This window comes from Rathayibacter sp. AY1B5 (assembly GCF_002932795.1).
Taxonomy (GTDB): Bacteria; Actinomycetota; Actinomycetes; order Actinomycetales; family Microbacteriaceae; genus Rathayibacter.
In genome coordinates, this window is record NZ_PSWM01000003.1 from 119,172 (window position 1) to 139,186 (window position 20,015).

Below are 20,015 nucleotides of genomic sequence, written 5' to 3' on the forward strand. Positions count from 1 at the left end.
GCCCGCGAGTCGAGCCGTCGATTCGCCCCTCACGCCGATCCCCCTCACGACCGGAGAACACCTGTGACCGAGCGCAGCACCCTTCCCGAGACGCGACGCGCCGCACCCGCCGCCGCCACGACCCTCGAGCCGCGCAGCCGCCTGGTCATCAGCCTCCTGCTGGTGTCGGCGTTCGTCGTGATCCTCAACGAGACGATCATGAGCGTGGCGCTGCCCGACCTCATGCGCGACTTCGACGTCGAGGCGCACGTGGGCCAGTGGCTCTCGACCGCCTTCATGCTCACGATGGCCGTCGTCATCCCGATCACGGGCTACCTGATCCAGCGGCTGCACACCCGCACGCTCTTCGCCGCCGCGATGATCCTCTTCAGCCTCGGCACGCTCACCGCCGCGCTCGCGCCGACGTTCGCCGTCCTGCTGGCGGCCCGCGTGGTGCAGGCCGGAGGCACGGCGATCATGATGCCGCTGCTGATGACGACCGTGATGACGCTGGTGCCGCCGGCGATCCGCGGCCGGATGATGGGCAACATCTCGATCGTCATCTCGGTGGCGCCGGCGGTCGGCCCGACGATCTCGGGCGTCATCCTCAACTTCCTCGGCTGGCGCTGGATGTTCTGGATCGTGCTCCCGATCGCGATCGGCGCGCTGCTCCTGGGCCTGCGCAAGGTCGAGAACGTCACCGAGCCACGCTCCATCCCGATCGACTCGCTGTCGGTGGTCCTCTCGGTCTTCGGCTTCGGCGGCCTGGTCTACGGCCTGTCGAGCCTCGGCGAGGGCGGAGCCGCGGTCGTCGCGCCGTGGATCCCGTTCGTCGTCGCGGGCCTCGGCCTCGCGGGCTTCATCGCGCGCCAGCTCCTGCTGCAGCGCACCGACCGGGCCCTGCTGGACCTCCGGACCTTCTCCTCCGCCAACTTCACCATCGTCATCGCGATGATGGCGGTCAGCATGTCCGCGCTCTTCGGCACGCTGATCCTGCTGCCCCTCTACACGCAGAACGTGCTGGGCCTCACTCCGCTGGAGACCGGTCTGCTCCTGCTCCCCGGCGGCCTGCTGATGGGCCTGCTCGCGCCGTTCGTCGGCCGCGGGTACGACCGCTTCGGCCCGCGGGTGCTGCTCGTGCCCGGCTCGATCGTCGTCGCCGGCGCACTGTGGGGGTACACCCTGCTCGCGGCGGACTCGTCGCCCTGGTTCGTGCTCTCGCTGCACGTGACCCTCAGCCTGGGCCTCGCCTTCGTCTTCACGCCGCTGTTCACCGCCGGCCTCGGCTCGGTGCGCCCCGCGCTCTACTCGCACGGCAGCGCGATCATCGGCACCGTGCAGCAGCTGGGCGGCGCGGCCGGCACGGCGCTGTTCGTCACCGTCCTCTCGATCCGGTCGGCGGAGCTCGCGCAGGGCGGCGCCGACCAGGCCGCCTCCTACGCCGGCGGCATCCACTCCGCGTTCCTGTGGGGCGCTTCGATCGCGACCGTCGCGATCGTGGCCGCGTTCTTCGTCCGCCGCCCTGCGGAGTCGGACGCACCGCTCCCGATGGCGCACTGAGCCGGTCGGGCCGACCCCGCCTGTTCACCTCCGCGTCACCCCGCCTCCCTACGGTGTCGCCCCGGCCGCCGCGCAGACGGATCGCGCGGCCGGGACGGAGACGACAGTGACCGAGACCGCCGGACCCCAGGACGTGCTCGACGCCGGAGCCGCTGCCCCTCCGGCGCGCACGCTGGTCGACGTCCTCCGCGACACCGCGGAGCGCCACCCGGACGCCTCCGCCCTGGAGGACCCGGCCGGAGCGCTCAGCTACCGGGAGCTGCTCGCCCGCACGGTGCAGCTCGCGGGCGAGCTCACCGCCGCCGGCGTCCGACGGGGCGACCGCGTCGGGATCCGCATGCCCAGCGGCTCCCGCGAGCTCTACCTCGCGATCCTGGCCGTCCTCGCCGCGGGCGCCGCCTACGTCCCGGTCGACGCGGACGATCCCGAGGAGCGGGCGCGCCTCGTCTTCGGCGAGGCCGCCGTCCGCGGCGTGATCACCGGCTCCGGCCGCTTCGAGCGCACCGGCGGTGACGAGCCGGCCGCGCGCCTGTTCACCGCGAGCGCGCCGCACCCGAGCACGGCGTCGATCCCGCTTCTGCAGCCGCCCTCGCTCGAGGACGACGCCTGGATCATCTTCACCTCCGGGTCCACCGGAACGCCCAAGGGCGTGGCGGTCAGCCACCGCTCCGCCGCCGCGTTCGTCGACGCCGAGGCGCGCCTGTTCCTCCAGGCGGAGCCGCTCGGCCCCGGGGACCGCGTGCTGGCGGGTCTCTCCGTCGCCTTCGACGCGTCCTGCGAGGAGATGTGGCTCGCCTGGCGGCACGGCGCCTGCCTCGTCCCCGCGCCCCGCTCGCTGGTCCGCAGCGGCATGGACCTCGGCCCGTGGCTGACCACGCACGGCATCACGGTGGTCTCGACGGTGCCGACGCTCGCCGCGCTCTGGCCTGCGGAGTCGCTCGAGAACGTCCGCCTGCTGATCTTCGGCGGCGAGGCGTGCCCTCCGGAGCTCGGCGACCGCCTGGCGGTCGAGGGTCGCGAGGTCTGGAACACGTACGGGCCGACCGAGGCGACCGTCGTCGCCTGCGCCGCGCCGCTCGGCGGCCCGCCCCCGGTGCGCATCGGCCTGCCCCTCGACGGCTGGCGGCTCGCGGTCGTCGACGCGGAGGGGCGGCGGGTCGGCGAGGGCGAGGTCGGCGAGCTGGTCATCGGCGGAGTCGGGCTCGCGCGCTACCTCGACCCGGTCAAGGACGCCGAGAAGTACGCTCCCGCGCCGCTCCTGGGCTGGGAGCGGGCCTACCGCTCCGGCGACCTGGTGCGCTTCGAGAGCGCCGGCCTGGTCTTCCAGGGGCGCGCGGACGACCAGGTGAAGCTCGGCGGACGGCGCATCGAGCTCGGCGAGGTCGAGGCCGCGCTGCAGGCGCTCCCCGGAGTCTCGGGGGCAGCGGCCGCGGTCCGCACCACGGCGGCCGGCAACCAGGTCCTCGTCGGCTACCTGGCCCTCGCCGGCGGGCGGGAGCTCGACCGGGACGCGGCGCTCGCCCGCCTGCGCGAGGAGCTGCCCGCGTCCCTCGTGCCGCTGCTGGCGGTGGTCGAGGAGCTGCCGACCCGCGTCTCCGGCAAGGTCGACCGTGCCGCCCTCCCCTGGCCGCTCGCCGTGGGCACGACCGAGGACGCCTCCCTCGACCCCGAGGAGGCGTGGCTCGCCGCCCTCTGGCGCGACGTGCTCGGCGTGCCGGTCGACGAGCGCGCGAACTTCTTCGACCTCGGCGGCGGCTCCCTCGCCGCCGCGCAGCTCGTGGCGCGCATCCGCGAGCGCGACCCGGAGTTCACCGTCGCCGACGTCTACGCCCACCCGCGCCTGGCGGCGATGGCCGCCGAGATCCAGGGCCGCTCGACCGAGGCCCCGGAGGCGTCCGCGCACCGGATCGCTCCGGTCCCGCTCCGGATGCGCGTGCTGCAGACCCTCCTCGGCGCGCCGCTGCTCGTGCTCGGCAGCGCCCGCTGGGTCACCGCGATCCTCACCGCCACCGCGGTGCTCGACCTGGTGCCCGGCTTCGGGTGGCTGCCCACCGCGCCGCTCGCGGCCCTGATCCCCGCGTTCGCGCTCTTCCTCACGCCGTTCGGGCGGATGGGGCTCACCGTCCTCGCCGCGCGCACCCTGCTGCGCGGGATCCGCGCCGGAGACCACCCGCGCGGCGGCCGCGTGCACCTGCGGCTCTGGCTGGCCGAGCAGATCGCGTTCCAGCTCAAGGCCGTGAGCCTGGCGGGCGCCCCCTGGGTCGCCTACTACGCCCGCGCGCTCGGCGCCCGGATCGCCGACGACGTCGATCTCCACTCCCTCCCTCCGCTGACCGGGATGCTGACGCTCGGGCGCGGCGCGGCGATCGAGCCCGAGGTCGACCTCTCCGGCTACTGGATCGACGGCGACGTGCTGCGCGTCGGCGCCGTCCGGGTCGGCGCCGGCAGCACCGTGGGCGCGCGCAGCACGCTCCTCCCCGGCGCCCGGATCGGCAAGCACGCGCAGATCGAGCCGGGATCCGCCGTCTTCGGACGGGTGCCGGCCGGGCAGCGCTGGGGCGGCTCCCCCGCCCAGCGGCTCGGCAGGGCGAACGCCGGATTCCCCGCGGAGCGCCCGGCGCGCCGCCCGGGCTGGGTCTGGGCGTACGGAGCGTCCGCGGTCGGCCTCGCGGCGGTCCCGGTCCTCGCCCTCGCGGCCGGGCTCGCCGTCGTGGCCGCCGCCGTGCAGGGCTCCGCCGGCCTCGGCGCCGCGCTCGGGCCCGCTCTGGCCGCGCTCGTGCCCGCCGTCGCCGTCTCCGGAGTCGTCCTCGCCGCCCTCGTCGTCGTCCTGGTGCGCCTGCTCGGCCGGGGCGTCGAGCCCGGCACCCACCCCGTGCGCGGGCGGATCGGCTGGCAGGTCTGGTCGACGGAGCGGCTGCTCGACTCCGCGCGGGTCCTGCTCTTCCCGCTCTACTCGGGCCTGTTCACCCCGGTCTGGCTGCGGCTCCTCGGCGCGAAGGTCGGGCGCGACGTCGAGGCCTCGACGGTGCTGCTCCTGCCCGCCATGACGACCATCCGCGACGGCGCGTTCCTCGCCGACGACACGCTCGTCGCCTCCTACGCGCTCGGCGGCGGCTGGATGCGGCTCGCCCGCGCCGAGATCGGTGAGCGCGCGTTCCTCGGCAACTCCGGCATGGCCGCGCCCGGGCACACCGTTCCCGCCGGCGGACTCGTCGCCGTCCTCTCCTCCGCGCCCCGGAAGTCGAAGGCGGGCTCGTCGTGGCTGGGCTCGCCGCCCGTGCGGCTGCGACGGACCGTCGTCGAGGCGGAGTCCGCGCGCACCTTCCGCCCGGCCCGCCGGCTCCGCGCGGCCCGCATCGCGTGGGAGCTCGGCCGCTTCGTCCCGGTGGTCGTCTCGGTCGCGATCGGCCTCGGCGTGGTCGCGGGACTGCTGGCGCTGATCCAGACGCTCGGGGCGGTGCTCGCCGCGCTCGTCGGAGGCGTCGTGCTGCTGGCCGCCGGGGCGGTCGCCGCGGCCGTCTCCACCGCCGCGAAGTGGATGCTGATCCAGCGCGTCGAGCCGAACGAGCAGCCGCTGTGGTCCTCGTTCGTCTGGCGGAGCGAGTTGGCCGACACGTTCACCGAGATGGTCGCCGCGCCCTGGTTCGCCCATGCCGCCGCGGGCACTCCGGCGCTGGTGTGGTGGCTGCGGAGCCTCGGCGCCCGGATCGGACGCGGCGTCTGGTGCGAGAGCTACTGGCTCCCCGAGGCCGATCTGATCTCGCTCGGCGACGGAGCGACCGTGAACCGGGGCTGCGTCGTGCAGACGCACCTGTTCCATGATCGAATCATGAGCATGGATCTCGTGAGCCTCGACGCCGGTGCCACCCTGGGCCCGCACAGCGTGATCCTCCCCGCCGCGCGGATCGCCGAGCACGGGACGGTCGGCCCGGCCTCGCTGGTCATGCGCGGGGAGCTCGTGCCCGCGGGCAGCCGCTGGAGCGGCAACCCGATCGGCCCGTGGCGCGAAGTGCGCGTCGCCGACTACCACGCGCCCGTCGCGTGAGCCCCGCGCTGACCGGGCTCGAGACCGCCGGCGACCCCTACGTCCCCGGCATCGGGAACACCGGATACCGCGTCGAGTCCTACGACCTCGACCTCGACTACCGCGTCGCCTCGAACCGCCTGGCCGGCCGGGCCGTGCTGAGGATCGTCGCGCTGCAGCCGCTCCGGCGGTTTTCGCTCGACCTCTCCCGGCTCCGCGTGGCCCGGGTCAGGATCGACGGGCGCCGCGTCCGCCACGAGCAGGCGCCGCACAAACTGCGGGTGACCCCGGCCGAGCCGCTGGCCGCCGGCGAGAGCGTCGAGGTCGAGATCGAGTACAGCGGACACCCGGCGCCCCGCGCCAGCCACTGGGGCGAGCTCGGCTGGGAGGAGCTGGAGGACGGGGTGCTCGTCGCCTCGCAGCCCTCCGGCTCCTCCACCTGGTTCCCCTGCAACGACGACGTCGCCGAGAAGGCCCCGTACCGCCTCCGCGTCACCGCCGAGGAGGGCTACGCCGTGCTCGCGAACGGGGTGCTCGTCGACTCGAGCGCCCGCTCGGGCCGCCGCACCTGGCTCTACGAGCAGCGCGAGCCCAGCGCCGCCTACCTCGCCTCGGTGCAGATCGGCCGCTACGCGATCGAGGAGCGCGTGCTCGCCGGAGTCGCGGTGACCCTCGCCCGCCCCGCCGCCCTGGCCGCACGGGTCGCGCACGACTTCGCTCCGCTCGAGCGCATGCTCGCCCTGTTCACGCGGCTGTTCGGGCCCTACCCGTTCGCCCGCTACTGCGTCGTCGTCACGGCGGACGAGCTGGAGATCCCGCTCGAGGCGCAGGCGATGGCGGTGTTCGGCGCCAACCACGCCGACGGCCGCGGCGGCTCGGAGCGCCTGATCGCTCACGAGCTCGCGCACCAGTGGTTCGGCAACAGCGTGGGCATCGCCCGGTGGCGCCACATCTGGCTCAACGAGGGGTTCGCCTGCTACGCGGAGTGGCTGTGGTCGGAGGAGTCGGGCCGCGCCACATCCGACGCCTGCGCCCGCCGCCACCACGCGGTGCTGCGGGGTGCGGCGCAGGATCTCGTGCTCGCCGATCCGGGGCCGGTCGCGCTCTTCGACGACCGCGTCTACAAGCGCGGCGCGCTCACCCTGCACGCGCTGCGGCTCACCGTCGGCGATGAGCCCTTCCTCCGGCTGCTGCGGGAGTGGACGTCCCGCTACGCCTCCGCCACGGTCACCGACGAGGAGTTCCGCGAGCTCTGCACCGAGATCCTCGGCGAGGGAGTGGACGACCTGCTCGACGCGTGGCTCCTCGACGAGGAGCTGCCGCCGCTACCGCCCGGGCGCTGACACCAGCGAGTCCGCGAGCGCGTCGCCGTGCTCGCGCCGCCAGCCGATGATGGGCCCGGCGCCCGTGTCCCCCATCGGCCCGAGGGCGACGCTGACCCGCAGCGCGGGGTCCAGCTGCGGCTCGGCCAGCCGGAAGCGGACGCCGTCGATCCGCGCCTCCGCCGCGTGGTGCGACTCGTGCACGTGCACCCGGCGCGGGTCGAGCTCGAGCCCGCGGCCGTCCGCCTTCAGCGCGGCCTCGATCCGGGTCCAGTGCAGGACGGGGTCGGCGGGGCGCATCCCGCCGGTGGCGAAGGGCGCCCCCGCGATGCGCGTGATCCGCTCCCCGCGCTCAGGCGTGCCCAGCGTCGGCTCCACGTCGATGCCGACCGCACCGGCGCTGCTGGCCGCGACGACGACGGCGCCGGCGCAGTGCGCGATGCTCACCGACAGCAGCTCCAGCGCGGTCCCTCGTCCCTCCAGCCGTGGCCGGCCGTGCGCGCCCCCGCAGCGCGGGCAGCAGGCGACGACCCGGACCTCCGACGCGCGCGTGCCCGTGAGCTCGGCCGCGAGCATCCGGAGCAGCACCCGCCCGAAGACGAAGCGCTCGGCCGCCGCCGCCGCGACCGTGCCGACGTACCGCTCGCGCTCCTCGTCGCTCAGCAGCGGCAGCAGCCGCTCGGCGTCCAGCGTCTGCTCGTCCAGCGCCAGCCAGCGCAGGTGCACCCCCGGCAGCTCCGCGCCGATCCCCGACTCCCCCATGTCCGTCCCCCCGGTCAGCTCGTCGCGGCGTGCTCGCCGCGCTCGTACACGTCGGCGGCCGATCCGACGATCAGCGGGTCAGGACCCAGCGGGCCCACGACCTCCTCGTCGCGTCCGTCGTAGTCGTAGAGGCTCAGCACGTAGCGCATGGCCTCGAGCCGGGCGCGCTTCTTGTCGTTGCTCTTCACGATGGTCCAGGGGGCGTCGGCGGTGTCGGTCGCCGCCATCATCGCCTCCTTGGCCGCGGTGTAGTCGCCCCACTTGTCGAGGGAGGCGAGGTCCATCGGCGAGAGCTTCCACTGGCGCACGGGGTCGATCATGCGGATCGTGAACCGGGTGCGCTGCTCCTCCGCCGAGACGGAGAACCACAGCTTCACCAGGTCGATGCCGTCGCCGACGAGCATCCGCTCGAACAGCGGCGTCTGCCGGATGAACTCGTCGTACTGGGCCGGCGTGCAGAAGCCCATCACGCGCTCCACGCCGGCGCGGTTGTACCAGGAGCGGTCGAAGAGGACGATCTCGCCGGCGGCCGGCAGGTGCGAGACGTAGCGCTGGAAGTACCACTGGCCCGCTTCGCGCTCGGTCGGCTTCTCGAGCGCGACGACGCGGGCTCCCCGCGGGTTGAGGTGCTCGGTGAAGCGCTTGATGGTGCCGCCCTTGCCCGCGGCGTCGCGCCCCTCGAACACGACCACGAGTCGGCGCCCGTGCTTCTTGATCCAGTTCTGCAGCTTCAGCAGCTCGATCTGGAGGAGGCGCTTGCCCGCCTCGTACTCCTCGCGCGACATCCGCTCGTCGTAGGGGTAGCCCTCGCGCCAGGTGTCGACCTGCGTGCCGTCGCGGTGCAGGAGCACCGGGTCGTCGTCGTCCTCGTCCAGCACGACGAGGTCCCGCGCATCGGCGGGTGTGAGCGTGCGGAGCAGCTCGGGAGTGGGACGGAGGGCGTCATCGGCGGTGTCGGGCACGGAGGGACGCTAGTGCGGCCGTGCGACGCTCCGGTGAACGGCGGGTATCCCCGCGTCTGCGGGGACGTCGGTCGGACGGGCCGCCACGCCGATCGCGGTCCCGGCCGCCGGGTGCGCAGGCTGATCACGACGGCTGTCCGCAACCGAGGCTGCAGTGCTCGATCCGGGGCGTTCCCGCGAGAATCGACCGGCTCCGCCTCGTCTCGGGACGGCGTCAGCCGGTGAACGCCGCAGGAGGCAGGTCGGTCTCGCCGCCCTCGATCGCGTCGAGCAGCCGGTCGACCACGTCCTGCGGCGCCAGACCCGCGCCGAAGCGGGGCGCGTCTCCGGCGAGCGGGTGCCGGGACAGCTCGGTCTCGGTGTGGCCGGGACGCGCGTCGAGCAGAAGGACGCCCGCCCGCTTGTACTCGCGGGCCGAGGCCTTCACGAACGCGTGCAGTGCCGCCTTCGAGGCGGAGTACGCGGCGAGGCCCGCGGTCGGCTCCTCCGCCACCACGCCGCTGATGGTCAGCGCGAACGGCTCGCGCCCCTCGCCCGCCGACGCGACGAGCGACGGCAGCGCGGCGGTCAGCACCCGGATCGGCGCCAGAGCGTTCACCTCGACGAGCTCCTCCAGAACGGCCGGGTCGAGCTCGGCTGACGGCCCGAAGGCCACGACGCCCGCGGCCACGACGACGCCGTCGAGGCGCCCGTGCCGCTCGAGCACCTCGGCGACCACGCGCCGGGGCTCGTCCTCCCCGCGCAGATCGGCGACCAGGGGGGCGTCGCCGAGCGCTGCGGAGTCGCGGCCCGACCGCACCGCGACGGCACCGCGCGCCTCCAGCGCATCGGCCAGGAGGCTGCCGAGGCCGCCCGAGGCTCCGAGGACGAGGACGACGGCACCGTCGAGACGAGTCATGTGGCGAGCCTAGACGGGTGCGCTGTCGCGGATCAGCACTACCGTCCGCACCGCCGGACCCCTACCGTGAGGCGCATGACACGACTGCAGAGCCGTGCCGCGCTGCACGGCCTGCTCGAGGTCCTCGAAAATCCGGCCCCCATCACCCCCGGCCACGCCCGCCATCTCCGGATGCTCGTCCGGGAGATCCTGGAGCGGATCCCCGGCTCTCGGACGCACGAGTCCGGCGCCTGGTCCGGACCCTCCTCCGGCGAGCCCGCCGCCGCGTTCGCCCCCGAGGATCCCGCCGCGACGGACCCGGGTGTCTGACCCTCGCTCGTAGACTCGTTCGCCGGAGGAACGGGGGTCCGATGAACGAGGGTGCGCCGGCGGGCTGGTACCGCGACGAGGCCGATGCGGCGTCGATGCGCTGGTGGGACGGCAGGCGGCTCACCGGGGTGCGCCGCTCCGCGCAGGACGGAGCCGAGGCCCTGCGGGACGCGGCCGCCTCGCCAGAGCGCGTCGTCTACCGCCTCCCGAACGCCGACGGCACCCCGAGCGTCGACGCCCTCGCCGAGGCCGAGCGGATCGAGGAGATCGCCGATCTGATCGACCGCACGCTCGAGCCCGGCGAGATCGACGAGCGGACCCTCGAGGTCGACCTCGTCCCCGAGCCCGATCACCCCACCGGCCTCGACGCCGTCTCGGTCCGGGCCGGCGGCCGCGTCCTCGGCTACCTGCCGAACGCCTCCGCCTACCGGGCCGCCCTCGACCGGGTCGTCGCGAGCGGAGCCGTGCCGGTCACGACCGCGCGCCTCCGGGTCGAGCGCGGCGAGGAGGGCCTGCGGGCCGTCCTCCGCATCGCCCTGGTCGCCCCCGAGCTGCTCGTGCCGCTCAACGAGCCGCCCGTCGAGCCCCACTCGATCCTCCCCTGGTCGCGGGGCCTGCCGGTCCTCCGCGAGGACGAGCACTTCGCCCGGCTGTCGACGGTGGTCCCGGCGAGTGGCCGAGGGCTCCTGCTGGTGACCCTGCACACCACCGGCGACCTCGTCGAGCTCCGCCTCGACGGCGAGCGGGTCGGCGAGCTCTCCCCGACGCTCTCCGCGGACTTCACCCCGACTCTCCGCCACCTCGCCGGCCTCGGCCTCACCGCCGCCGCCTACGCCTCCCTCCGCGGCTCCCCGCTGAAGGTCGAGCTCACTCTGCAGGCCGCGAAGGCGGCGGAGCTGCCCGCCGAGTGGGTCGACGGCCGCCCGGTCACGCTCCCCCGGCTCCTCCCGCCGGCCCGCACCTACTCGCTCCCGCCCGCGTACACGGCGCCGCTGCGTCCCACTCCCCGCAGCTCGGAGGCGGCCGCCCGCTCGGTCCGCCGGACCGTCGCCTGGGTGGTCGTCGGCGTCTGCACCCTCGTGGGGCTCTCGAGCTGGATCATCGGGGGCGTGCTGAACTGACGGGCGGTCGGACGACCGGGGACGTGTCCGACCTCGCCTCGCATCCCGGGGGTCGGTGGTCCCGCCCGTCCACGAGAGAGCGCCCGGCTCTCGGATCCGGAGATCCGAGAGGACCGGGCGCCTCGACCCCAGCGCGGCCGTCCTACACGTTGAAGCGGAACTCCACGACGTCGCCGTCCTGCATGACGTAGTCCTTGCCCTCGATGCGGGCCTTCCCCTTCGCGCGGGCCTCGGCGATGGAGCCGGTCTCGACGAGGTCGTCGAACGAGATGATCTCGGCCTTGATGAAGCCTTTCTGGAAGTCGGTGTGGATGACACCGGCGGCCTGGGGCGCGGTCCAGCCCTTCCCGATGGTCCAGGCGCGCGTCTCCTTCGGTCCGGCCGTGAGGTAGGTCTGGAGGCCCAGGGTGTCGAAGCCGATGGTGGCGAGCTGGTTGAGGCCCGACTCCGTCTGGCCGGTCGACTCGAGCATCTCGGCGGCGTCGGCCTCGTCGAGGTCGATCAGCTCGGACTCGATCTTCGCGTCGAGGAAGATCGCCTTCGCCGGCGCGACCAGGGCCGCGAGCTCGGCCTTGCGGGCGTCGTCGGTCAGCACGGCCTCGTCGACGTTGAAGACGTAGATGAAGGGCTTGGCGGTCAGCAGGCCCAGCTCGCGGATCGGCTCCAGATCGATCGAGGAGGCCGACAGCGGCTTGCCCTGGTCGAGGAACTCGCGCGCCTTCTTCGCGGTCTCGACCACGATCGGCTCGATTTTCCTGCCCTTGAGCTCCTTCTCGTAGCGGGCCTCGGCCTTCTCGAGGGTCTGGAGGTCGGCGAGGACCAGCTCCGTGTTGATCGTCTCCATGTCGCTGGCGGCGTCGACCTTGCCGTCGACGTGGACGACGTCGGAGTCCTCGAAGCCGCGGATGACCTGCGCGATGGCGTCGGCCTCGCGGATGTTCGCGAGGAACTTGTTGCCCAGGCCCTCACCTTCGGACGCGCCGCGCACGATGCCGGCGATGTCGACGAAGGAGACGGGCGCCGGGAGGATGCGCTCGGAGCCGAAGATCCCGGCGAGCACCTCGAGGCGGGAGTCGGGCAGGTTCACCACGCCCACGTTCGGCTCGATCGTCGCGAACGGGTAGTTCGCCGCGAGCACCGTGTTCTTGGTCAGTGCGTTGAAGAGCGTCGACTTGCCGACGTTGGGGAGACCGACGATTGCGATAGTGAGAGCCACGGGCATCCATCCTACGGCGTGGCGGCGGCGGGGCCGGGCGTGCGGGCGCGGGGGAACGGGAGCCGCCCGGCGCGTGGCCGCGGGTGCCCACGGCCTCCCCCGGGCGACGCGCGCGCGACGCTCCCGGCGGCGTCGGAGGTGCGTGAGAGGCTGGGGCGTGCCCATCGACTTCACCGCCATCGACTTCGAGACCGCCAACTCGCACGGAGCCTCCGCCTGCTCCGTCGGGCTCGTGAAGGTCCGCGACGGCCGCGTCGTCGACCGTGCCGGCTGGCTCATCCGCCCGCCGCTGGGGTACGACGACTTCCTCGAGTGGAACACCCGGATCCACGGCATCCGCAAGCACGACGTGCACGCCGCCGCCTCCTGGGTCGACCAGTTCGCCGACCTGGCGGCCTTCGCCGGCGAGGACGTGTTCGTCGCGCACAACGCCGGCTTCGACATGGGCGTCATCCGCGCGGCCTGCGCCGCGACCTCCCTCGAGCACCCCGAGTACGACTACCTGTGCTCGCTGCAGCTCGCCCGCAAGACGTACGAGCTCGACTCCTACCGCCTCCCCGTCGTCGCCCTGGCCGCGGGCTTCGAGGACTTCCGCCACCACGACGCGTCGGCCGACGCCGAGGCGTGCGCCGCGATCGTCGTGCACGCGGCCCGGCGGCACGGCGCCGCGAGCATGGCCGAGCTCGGCGAGCTGGCCGGCGTCTCCGTGAAGCGCCTGCGCCCGAAGGCCCCCGTCGCCGCCTGACGCCCGCACGACGGGCCGGTCCGAGACGATTGGCTCAGCGACTCGCGACGCGGCTCGGGCTCTCCGACCACGATGGTGAGCGACGCGGTGGAGGACTGCTGTCCGGCCCAGCCCTTGAGGTCGCGGAAGCGGCGGCCGACTTCCGGATCCGCTGGGAATGCGGCGGAGCGACGGCAGCGGCCGGGGCAGCGTGATCCCTGCTGAGGACGAGCGACGCGCGCGAGCTCGATCCGCTGGGACGGGTGAGCGCGTGCGGGGCGTCGCGAACGGTCCTCATCGGAGCCGGATGGCGACCATTCGCGACCCATCGTCCGAACCAGGCGTCACGGACGGCCGTCGCTGGAAGCTGAAGGGGACCCCAGGCTCAGCCCTGGGGGTCGCCGAACCAGGTGCTGAAGATGCGCCAGAAGTTGCGGTTCCCGTAGGCGGAGCAGTCGTCACCCTCGCCGTAGAGGTTCTCGAGCGCCGCCGGATTCGGCTGGTACGGCGTGTAGTAGTAGAGGCCCGCTGTGGCCGCGTTGGCGATCGTCACCGGGGCGGTCCCGCACGACTCGTCCGGGGAGTAGCGGACGTCGCTGGCCGCGCCGACCGGGTACCAGTCGAAGCTGCTGTCCGGATTCCGGTAGCGCTGGAACTGCCACGCCGCTCCGTACACCTGCGCCGCGAAGCCGTAGGAGTCGGTGTCGCAGTCGGCGGTGTCCGGGCAGCCGTAGCCCGTGGCGCTGCGGAACTGCCGCTCACTCGGCTCCGGATCGGTCACGAGCGACTGCTCCTTCTGCAGCAGCACCAGGAGGACGGCCGGATTCACGCCGCACGCGCCGGCGACCGAGGTGATGATCTCCGCGGCCGGGACGTCGCGTCCGGCGGGCAGCGCGTCGCACTGCTCGTCGGCCGTGATCGCCGCGGTGTCCTCGGCGTAGTCGCGCAGGCACGGCACCGGGCCGCCCGCGCAGTCGGGGACGCGGGCGTCCAGGAACGCCTGCACGGTGAGCGGTCCGAGCGCGTCGCCGTCGAAGAAGACCTCGTCGGAGATCAGGTCGCCCGGGTCGAAGTCGGCCGCGACGGGGCCCGGCTGGAGGAAGGTCCACATCCGGACGGTCTGCGGCTCGGACGGCACCGCGGCGAGGCGCGTGCCGTCGACGGAGCCTCCCAGCAGGAGCGCCACCAGCGCCGTGACGACGACGACCGCACCGCCCCGCCGGCGTCGGACGCCGGTCGGGGACGATGCGGTCGGGGTCATCCCTCCACGCTAGTGGCGGGCCCGCGGGTGATCAGCCGCAGGGGGTGAGGCGTGCGACGTCCTCCGAGAGGGTGGTGGGACCGCCGAGGAGGACGACCCGCTGCGCTCCCGACTTCGCGATGTCGGTCAGGACGGCGCGGGGCACGCAGTTCGTCGGCACGGCGAACAGCGGGCTGTTCGAGTATCCCGCCGCCGTGGCTCCGGCGAGGGCGTCGGGGAAGTTCTCGCCCGTCGCCAGGAACACGGTCATGGCGCTCGAGAATGCGGCGCGGTTGAGCTGCTCCGAGGTGTCGTAGCGGTCGACCCCGCCGATGCGGGTGATCGTCGGCACCGGAAGCGAGTTCTTGATCCCCTCGCTCACAGACAGAGGGCTGCCCGCGATGGTGAGGTTCTGCACCTTGAGCTTCGAGAGGATGCTCGTCGTCACGGCGTCCGCCGTGCTCCCGGTGCCGTTGACCAGGACGACGGGAGCGTTCACCGAGCCGGCTGCCGCGCTCGCGCCGAGCGCGTCCGGGAACTTCTCCCCGGTCGCCAGCCAGGCGCGCGACGAGCCGCCCGAGAAGGCGTACTGGATGATCTTCCTCGAGGTGTCGTAGCGGTCGGTCCCGCCGAGCCGCTGGATCGCCGGGGTGTAGCCCTTGAGCTGGTCGTACACGCCCTTGCCGACGCTGAGCTCCGATCCGACGACGACGATCTTCGCGGGCTTGAGACGAGCGAGCTCGTCGCGGACGGGCTGCGACATGCCGTCGCGGTCGACCAGGAGCAGCGGGCCCTTCTGCTTGGCCGCGGCCGGGGCGGCGCTCAGCGCGTCGGGGAAGTTCGCGCCGGTCGCGATGTAGACGACGGGGACGTTCGGGCCGAAGACGGCCTTCGAGATCTCGACGGCGGTGCCCTGGCGGTCCGTGCCCGCCAGGCGCGAGACGTCGATCCCGGCCGACGTGCTCACGGTCGAGCAGCCGAGATCCTTCCGGCCGGGGCCTCGGGAGTCGCCCGAGCCGACCCAGCGGTTCCAGTCGACGGAGTCGGCGGAGACGCAGACCTGGTACGTGCCGGGTGCCGAGACGGGCGTGGTGGCGCCGAAGCCGTGGGCGCGGCCGGCGACGGGGTACTCGCCCGGGATGTCGCCGCGGTCGCCGTTCGCGGTCTGCGTGCGGACCGTCCGGGTGCCGTCGGGTCCGGTCACCGTGACCGTCGTGGTCAGCGCGGCCTGCTGCGTCGTCGGGTCGACGGCCCAGCCGGACACGCTCAGCGTGCTGCCCGAGATGCGCGGGGCGTCGACACGTCCCGCGGGGGCGATGCCGGCGTTGGCCAGGGTGCCGTTCGGGTTCCAGTCGCTGAAAAGGTACCAGAAGTTGATGTTGCCGTAGGTCGCGCAGGCCGAGTCGCCGGAGTTCGTGAGGGCGAAGTCGTTGGGCTGGTACGGCGTGTAGTAGTACAGATCGGCGGTCGCCTGGTTGCGGATCGTGACCGGTGAGGATCCGCACGCGGTGCTCGGGTAGTACTGGATGTTCCGGGTGGTCCCCGGAGCGAATGCGGTGAAGTTCGAGCCCGAGCCGGGCGGGTTGGCGTAGCGCTTGAACTGGCGGGCCGCGCTGTAGACCTGGGTGAAGAATCCGGCGGAGCCGGGGTCGCACGCGGCCGTGTCCGGGCAGTCGTAGCCGGTCGCCTTGGCGTAGTCCTCGGGGCTCGGCGACGTGTCGGTGACGAGGCTGCGCTCCTTCTGCACGAGCACGACCAGGGCGAGCGGATTGATGCCGCAGGCCAGGCCCACGCGGGTGAAGATCGAGGCCGAGGACTCGCTGCCGGAGCCCTGGTAGGCGCTGCACATCGGGTCCGCCGCCTTGGACGGCGTCGCCTGCGAGAAGTCCTTCAGGCAGGGCGTGCCGCTGCCCGTGGTGCAGTCGTCGCCCTTGTCGTCCAGGAGCGACTGCACCTGGCCCCGGCTCAGCGCGTCCCCGTCGAAGAACTGGGCGTCGCTGACGATGAAACCCGCGCGGAAGCTCTTGGTCTGATCGGCGCTGTACTGCGTCGACTGGTCCGGGACGCCGAGGTCGGCGCGGTCGAGGGACGCGTCGAGAGCGCCGGTCTCGACCGAGAGGGTCGACGGCGCGTCCTCGGCGGCGGAGGCGGCGGTGATCGGGACGAGGGCGGTGCCGAGCCCGACGGCGAGAGCGAGCGCGGCCGTGAGCAGGCGCGATGAGCGGTGGTGATTCCCCATGATCGCGAAGTCTACGAGGCGGTCGCGGGGCGTCCTGGCCCTCGTTCGGTGGTCGTGGCGCGTCGACCGGTCGATGTCGGAGGTGCGTGGTGTCATCGGCGGCATGGATCTCTCCTTCGTCCTCGGCCTGGTGGTCGGCGCGCTCCTCGCGGGAGTCGTGGCCGCCCTCCTCGCCCGCTCCCGCACGCCCGACGCCGCCCTCGCCCTCGACCTCGCGACGGCCCGCGCGCGCGCGGAGGGCCTGGAGGAGCGCCACGAGGCCGTCGTCGAGCAGCACCGCGAGCACCTCGGCTCCGCCCGCGACCAGATCCGCGAGCTCCAGGAGCAGCTGCGCGTCGTCGCCGAGCGCGAGCGGCACGACGCGCGCATCCTGCAGACCCTCTCCCCCGTCGCCGAGAGCCTGCGCGGCATGCAGGAGGCGGTCGGCCGGCTCGAGCGCGAGCGCGCCGCCCAGTTCGGGGCGATCACCGAGCAGCTCGAGGGGCAGCGGGCCGCGGGCGAGCAGCTGCGCTCGACCACCGAGACCCTCGCGTCCGCGCTCCGCTCCACCACGAGCCGGGGAGCCTGGGGCGAGACGCAGCTGCGGAACGTCGTCGAGGCCGCGGGGCTCACCCAGCGGGTCGACTTCGACGTGCAGTTCGGCCTCGAGGGCGAGGCGGGCCGAGGCCGCGCCGACATGGTGGTCCGTCTGCCCGGCGGCAAGGCGATCGCGGTGGACGCCAAGGTGCCGTTCGACGCGTACCTCGAGGCGAGCGCGATCCCCGCGGGCGCCGGCGGTGAGGAGGAGGCGCGGCGCGCGGGGCTCCTGCGCGCGCACGTCCGCGCCCTCCGCGGGCACGTGGACGCGCTGGCCGCCCGCTCCTACTGGACCGGCCTCCCGGCGAGCCCCGAGTTCGTCATCGCGTTCGTGCCGAGCGAGCCGCTGCTCGCGAGCGCGCTCGACGCCGACCCGAGCCTGCTCGAGTACGCGTTCCGCAAGCGCGTCGCCCTCGCCTCGCCCGTGACGCTCTGGTCGGTGCTGAAGACCGTCGCGTACACCTGGCAGCAGGACGTGCTCACCGACGACGCCAAGCGCCTGCTCGACCTCGGCAAGACGCTCTACGCCCGTCTCGGCACCCTCGCCGACCACGCCGAGGGCCTGCGCCGCTCGCTCGAGAAGACGGTCGACTCCTACAACGCCTTCGCCGGCTCCCTCGAGAGCCGCGTGCTCGTCACGGCGCGCCAGTTCGACTCCCTCGACGAGTCGCGCGTCATCGCCCCGGTCGGAGGAGTCGCCTCCTCGCCGCGCCGCCTCACCGCCGTCGAGCTGCTCGCCGCGGAGGACGAGTCCGAGCGGAGCGCGTAGGAAGGCTCGGTCCGCCTCCGCGCCGAGACGCCTCGCGCAGTCGCCGAGGCGCCGTCAGCAGGGCGCCGTCTCAGCGGCGGAGCGGCGCCTCGGAGACACGGTGCCTGCCTAGACCCACTTCTCCGCGAGGTGCTGGGCGGTCACGCGGCGGATGGTGCCCGAGCGGGAGCGCAGCACGATGGACTCCGTCGTGATGACGTGGCCCTCCTTGCGCACGCCCTTCACGAGCCCGCCGTTCGTCACTCCGGTCGCGACGAAGTAGGTGTTGTCGCTGCGGACGAGGTCGTTGGCGTGGAGCACGCGGTCGAGGTCGTGCCCGGCGTCGATGGCGCGCTGGCGCTCGTCGTCGTCCTTCGGACGGAGGATGCCCTGGATCACACCGCCGAGCGCCCGGATGGCGCACGCCGTGATGATGCCCTCGGGCGTGCCTCCGGTGCCGACGCACATGTCGAGGCGGGAGTCGTGGCGAGCCGCGTTGATGCCGCCCGCGACGTCGCCGTCGAGCAGGAGCCGCGTGCCGGCTCCTGCCGCGCGGATGTCCTCGATCAGCTGAGCGTGGCGGGGGCGGTCCAGCACCGCGATGCGCATCTCCTCGACGGGCTTGCGCTTCGCGCGGGCCAGGGCGCGGATGTTCTCGCCGATCGGGCGCTGGATGTCGATGATCCCGACGCCCTCGGGCCCGGTGACGATCTTCTCCATGTAGAACACGGCGGAGGGGTCGAACATCGCGCCGCGGTCGGCCACGGCGATCATCGAGAGCGCGTTCTGGCGCCCGGCGGCGGTCAGCGAGGTGCCGTCGATCGGGTCGACGGCTATGTCGGCGGCGGGCCCCGAGCCGTTGCCGACGTGCTCGCCGTTGAAGAGCATGGGAGCGTTGTCCTTCTCGCCCTCGCCGATCACGACGACGCCGTCGAAGTTCACGGTCCCGAGGAAGGTGCGCATGGCGTCGACCGCGGCGCCGTCGGCGGCGTTCTTGTCGCCCTTGCCGATGAAGGGCACGGCGCGGATCGCGGCGGCCTCGGTGGCTCGGACGAGCTCCATGCCGAGGTTGCGGTCGGGGTGGAGGTAGAGCGAGTCGTTGTCGATCACAGAGCGGAGTCCTTCGTCGTCGAGTTCGTGCACGTCGTCGCAGGACCCGCGGAGCGGATCCCCATCCCTGTCGGAAGCCTAGTCCAGGGCCCTCCACGGGCGGAGGGACCGCGGAGGGGCGCCTCGCTAGACTCGTCCGCGACGCGGGCCTCGCCCGACCCCCCTCGTTCATCCGTCAAAGGAGATGCCATGCCCGTCGCTACCCCGGACCAGTACGCAGAGATGCTCGACAAGGCGAAGGCGGGCGGCTTCGCCTACCCGGCGTTCAACGTCTCGTCGTCGCAGACGATCAACGCGGTCCTCCAGGGCCTCACCGAGGCGGGCTCGGACGGCATCATCCAGGTCACCACCGGAGGCGCGGACTACTTCGCCGGCCACACGGTGAAGAACCGCGCGGCCGGCGCGATCGCCTTCGCGAAGTTCGCGACCGAGGTCGCCAAGAACTACCCGGTCACGGTCGCGCTCCACACCGACCACTGCCCGCAGAACGCGCTCGAGGGCTTCGTCTACCCGCTGATCGCCGCCTCCGAGGAGGAGGTCAAGGCCGGTCGTGAGCCGCTGTTCCAGTCGCACATGTGGGACGGCTCCGCGATCCCGCTCGACGAGAACCTCGCCATCGCGAAGGAGATCCTCCCGCGCGTCAAGAACATCAACGCCATCCTCGAGGTCGAGATCGGCGTCGTCGGCGGCGAGGAGGACGGCGTCTCGCACGACATCAACGAGCACCTCTACACCACGCTCGACGACGCGATCGCGACCGTCGAGGCCCTCGGCTTCGGCGAGCAGGGCCGCTACATGGCCGCGCTCACCTTCGGCAACGTCCACGGCGTCTACAAGCCGGGCAACGTCCGCCTGCGCCCGGAGCTGCTCCGCGAGATCCAGGACGGCCTGCAGGCGAAGTACGGCACCGGCGCGCTCCCCCTCGACCTCGTCTTCCACGGCGGGTCGGGCTCGACCGACGAGGAGATCGCCGAGGCGGTCCGCAACGGCGTCGTCAAGATGAACATCGACACCGACACGCAGTACGCGTTCAGCCGCTCCGTCGCGGACACCGTGCTGAAGAACTACGACGGCTTCCTCAAGGTCGACGGCGAGGTCGGCAACAAGAAGGTCTACGACCCGCGCTCGTGGGGCAAGATCGCCGAGACCGCCATGGCCGCGCGCGTCGCCGAGGCGACCCGTCAGCTCGGCTCGGCCGGGAACTCCGGGAAGTAGGGCACCACTC

The 20,015-nt window shown here is 73.3% G+C and carries 15 protein-coding genes; 8 read left to right on the plus strand and 7 right to left on the minus strand.

The features are described 5' to 3' along the window. Positions 1–63 precede the first annotated feature (63 nt). The 3 genes from C5D44_RS03825 to C5D44_RS03835 all read left to right on the plus strand — a co-directional run bounded on the left by C5D44_RS03825 (position 64) and on the right by C5D44_RS03835 (position 6,906). The gene (locus C5D44_RS03825; RefSeq protein WP_104277213.1) at positions 64–1,539 is read left to right on the plus strand and encodes a DHA2 family efflux MFS transporter permease subunit; all 1,476 of its coding nucleotides are present in this window, start codon (positions 64–66) and stop codon (positions 1,537–1,539) included. Between the two features lie 106 nt (positions 1,540–1,645). Further along, positions 1,646–5,584: a Pls/PosA family non-ribosomal peptide synthetase gene (locus tag C5D44_RS03830; RefSeq protein WP_104280886.1), complete on the plus strand. Its 3,939-nt coding sequence runs from the start codon at positions 1,646–1,648 to the stop codon at positions 5,582–5,584. Next, complete coding sequence (locus C5D44_RS03835) at positions 5,581–6,906, plus strand: M1 family metallopeptidase (RefSeq protein WP_181118440.1); 1,326 nt, start codon at positions 5,581–5,583, stop codon at positions 6,904–6,906. The genes C5D44_RS03830 and C5D44_RS03835 overlap by 4 nt, the downstream gene beginning before the upstream one ends. Here the strand turns inward: C5D44_RS03835 and C5D44_RS03840 are convergent. The 3 genes from C5D44_RS03840 to C5D44_RS03850 form a co-directional block, all read right to left on the minus strand. Next, positions 6,889–7,647 carry a 4'-phosphopantetheinyl transferase superfamily protein gene (locus tag C5D44_RS03840; RefSeq protein WP_104280887.1) on the minus strand — a complete coding sequence of 253 codons (759 nt, stop codon included), beginning with the start codon at positions 7,645–7,647 and terminating at the stop codon, positions 6,889–6,891. The two genes, C5D44_RS03835 and C5D44_RS03840, sit on opposite strands and share 18 nt — an antisense overlap. A 14-nt stretch (positions 7,648–7,661) precedes the next feature. Beyond that, positions 7,662–8,522: a polyphosphate kinase 2 gene (gene ppk2, locus C5D44_RS03845; protein WP_258065001.1), complete on the minus strand. Its 861-nt coding sequence runs from the start codon at positions 8,520–8,522 to the stop codon at positions 7,662–7,664. A 301-nt stretch (positions 8,523–8,823) separates the two neighbouring features. Next, positions 8,824–9,507 carry an SDR family oxidoreductase gene (locus C5D44_RS03850; RefSeq protein WP_104280888.1) on the minus strand — a complete coding sequence of 228 codons (684 nt, stop codon included), beginning with the start codon at positions 9,505–9,507 and terminating at the stop codon, positions 8,824–8,826. Positions 9,508–9,582: 75 nt separating this feature from the next. Here C5D44_RS03850 and C5D44_RS03855 point away from each other — a divergent pair, with 75 nt between their 5' ends. Then, on the plus strand, positions 9,583–9,816 hold the full coding sequence (locus tag C5D44_RS03855) for a hypothetical protein (protein WP_104280889.1): 234 nt from the start codon (positions 9,583–9,585) through the stop codon (positions 9,814–9,816). Positions 9,817–9,857: 41 nt separating this feature from the next. Next, positions 9,858–10,937: a DUF2510 domain-containing protein gene (locus C5D44_RS03860; RefSeq protein WP_104280890.1), complete on the plus strand. Its 1,080-nt coding sequence runs from the start codon at positions 9,858–9,860 to the stop codon at positions 10,935–10,937. Positions 10,938–11,079: 142 nt separating this feature from the next. Here C5D44_RS03860 and ychF read toward each other — a convergent pair whose 3' ends face one another. Continuing rightward, positions 11,080–12,153 carry a redox-regulated ATPase YchF gene (ychF, locus tag C5D44_RS03865; RefSeq protein ID WP_104222958.1) on the minus strand — a complete coding sequence of 358 codons (1,074 nt, stop codon included), beginning with the start codon at positions 12,151–12,153 and terminating at the stop codon, positions 11,080–11,082. Between the two features lie 157 nt (positions 12,154–12,310). Here ychF and C5D44_RS03870 point away from each other — a divergent pair, with 157 nt between their 5' ends. Next, positions 12,311–12,898 carry an exonuclease domain-containing protein gene (locus C5D44_RS03870; RefSeq protein ID WP_104280891.1) on the plus strand — a complete coding sequence of 196 codons (588 nt, stop codon included), beginning with the start codon at positions 12,311–12,313 and terminating at the stop codon, positions 12,896–12,898. A 364-nt stretch (positions 12,899–13,262) separates the two neighbouring features. On the opposite strand, the gene C5D44_RS03875 is transcribed toward C5D44_RS03870, so the two are convergent. Together C5D44_RS03875 and C5D44_RS03880 are read right to left on the minus strand one after the other, a co-directional pair. After that, positions 13,263–14,138, minus strand: a complete 876-nt coding sequence (locus C5D44_RS03875) for a hemagglutinin (protein ID WP_104280892.1) — start codon at positions 14,136–14,138, stop codon at positions 13,263–13,265. Positions 14,139–14,169: 31 nt separating this feature from the next. Next, positions 14,170–16,356, minus strand: coding sequence for a cell wall-binding repeat-containing protein (locus tag C5D44_RS03880; protein WP_104280893.1), 2,187 nt, complete (start codon positions 16,354–16,356; stop codon positions 14,170–14,172). A 103-nt stretch (positions 16,357–16,459) separates the two neighbouring features. Here C5D44_RS03880 and C5D44_RS03885 point away from each other — a divergent pair, with 103 nt between their 5' ends. Beyond that, a complete protein-coding gene (locus C5D44_RS03885) occupies positions 16,460–17,701 on the plus strand; it encodes a DNA recombination protein RmuC (protein WP_258067867.1) in 1,242 nt (413 codons plus the stop codon). 108 nt (positions 17,702–17,809) lie between these two features. Here C5D44_RS03885 and glpX read toward each other — a convergent pair whose 3' ends face one another. Continuing rightward, positions 17,810–18,742: a class II fructose-bisphosphatase gene (glpX, locus tag C5D44_RS03890; protein ID WP_097165697.1), complete on the minus strand. Its 933-nt coding sequence runs from the start codon at positions 18,740–18,742 to the stop codon at positions 17,810–17,812. Positions 18,743–18,979: 237 nt separating this feature from the next. Here glpX and fbaA point away from each other — a divergent pair, with 237 nt between their 5' ends. Further along, a complete protein-coding gene (fbaA, locus tag C5D44_RS03895; protein ID WP_104277204.1) occupies positions 18,980–20,005 on the plus strand; it encodes a class II fructose-bisphosphate aldolase in 1,026 nt (341 codons plus the stop codon). Positions 20,006–20,015: the final 10 nt, after the last annotated feature.

What these genes read in the sequence shown, in the direction of transcription:
- C5D44_RS03885 (WP_258067867.1), top strand. Translation starts at nt 16,460, where the DNA reads ATGGATCTCTCCTTCGTCCTCGGCCTGGTGGTCGGCGCGCTCCTCGCG.
- fbaA (WP_104277204.1), top strand. Translation starts at nt 18,980, where the DNA reads ATGCCCGTCGCTACCCCGGACCAGTACGCAGAGATGCTCGACAAGGCG.
- C5D44_RS03875 (WP_104280892.1), bottom strand. Translation starts at nt 14,138, where the DNA reads ATGACCCCGACCGCATCGTCCCCGACCGGCGTCCGACGCCGGCGGGGC.
- C5D44_RS03840 (WP_104280887.1), bottom strand. Translation starts at nt 7,647, where the DNA reads ATGGGGGAGTCGGGGATCGGCGCGGAGCTGCCGGGGGTGCACCTGCGC.
- C5D44_RS03880 (WP_104280893.1), bottom strand. Translation starts at nt 16,356, where the DNA reads ATGGGGAATCACCACCGCTCATCGCGCCTGCTCACGGCCGCGCTCGCT.
- glpX (WP_097165697.1), bottom strand. Translation starts at nt 18,742, where the DNA reads ATGGAGCTCGTCCGAGCCACCGAGGCCGCCGCGATCCGCGCCGTGCCC.
- C5D44_RS03860 (WP_104280890.1), top strand. Translation starts at nt 9,858, where the DNA reads ATGAACGAGGGTGCGCCGGCGGGCTGGTACCGCGACGAGGCCGATGCG.
- C5D44_RS03850 (WP_104280888.1), bottom strand. Translation starts at nt 9,507, where the DNA reads ATGACTCGTCTCGACGGTGCCGTCGTCCTCGTCCTCGGAGCCTCGGGC.
- C5D44_RS03855 (WP_104280889.1), top strand. Translation starts at nt 9,583, where the DNA reads ATGACACGACTGCAGAGCCGTGCCGCGCTGCACGGCCTGCTCGAGGTC.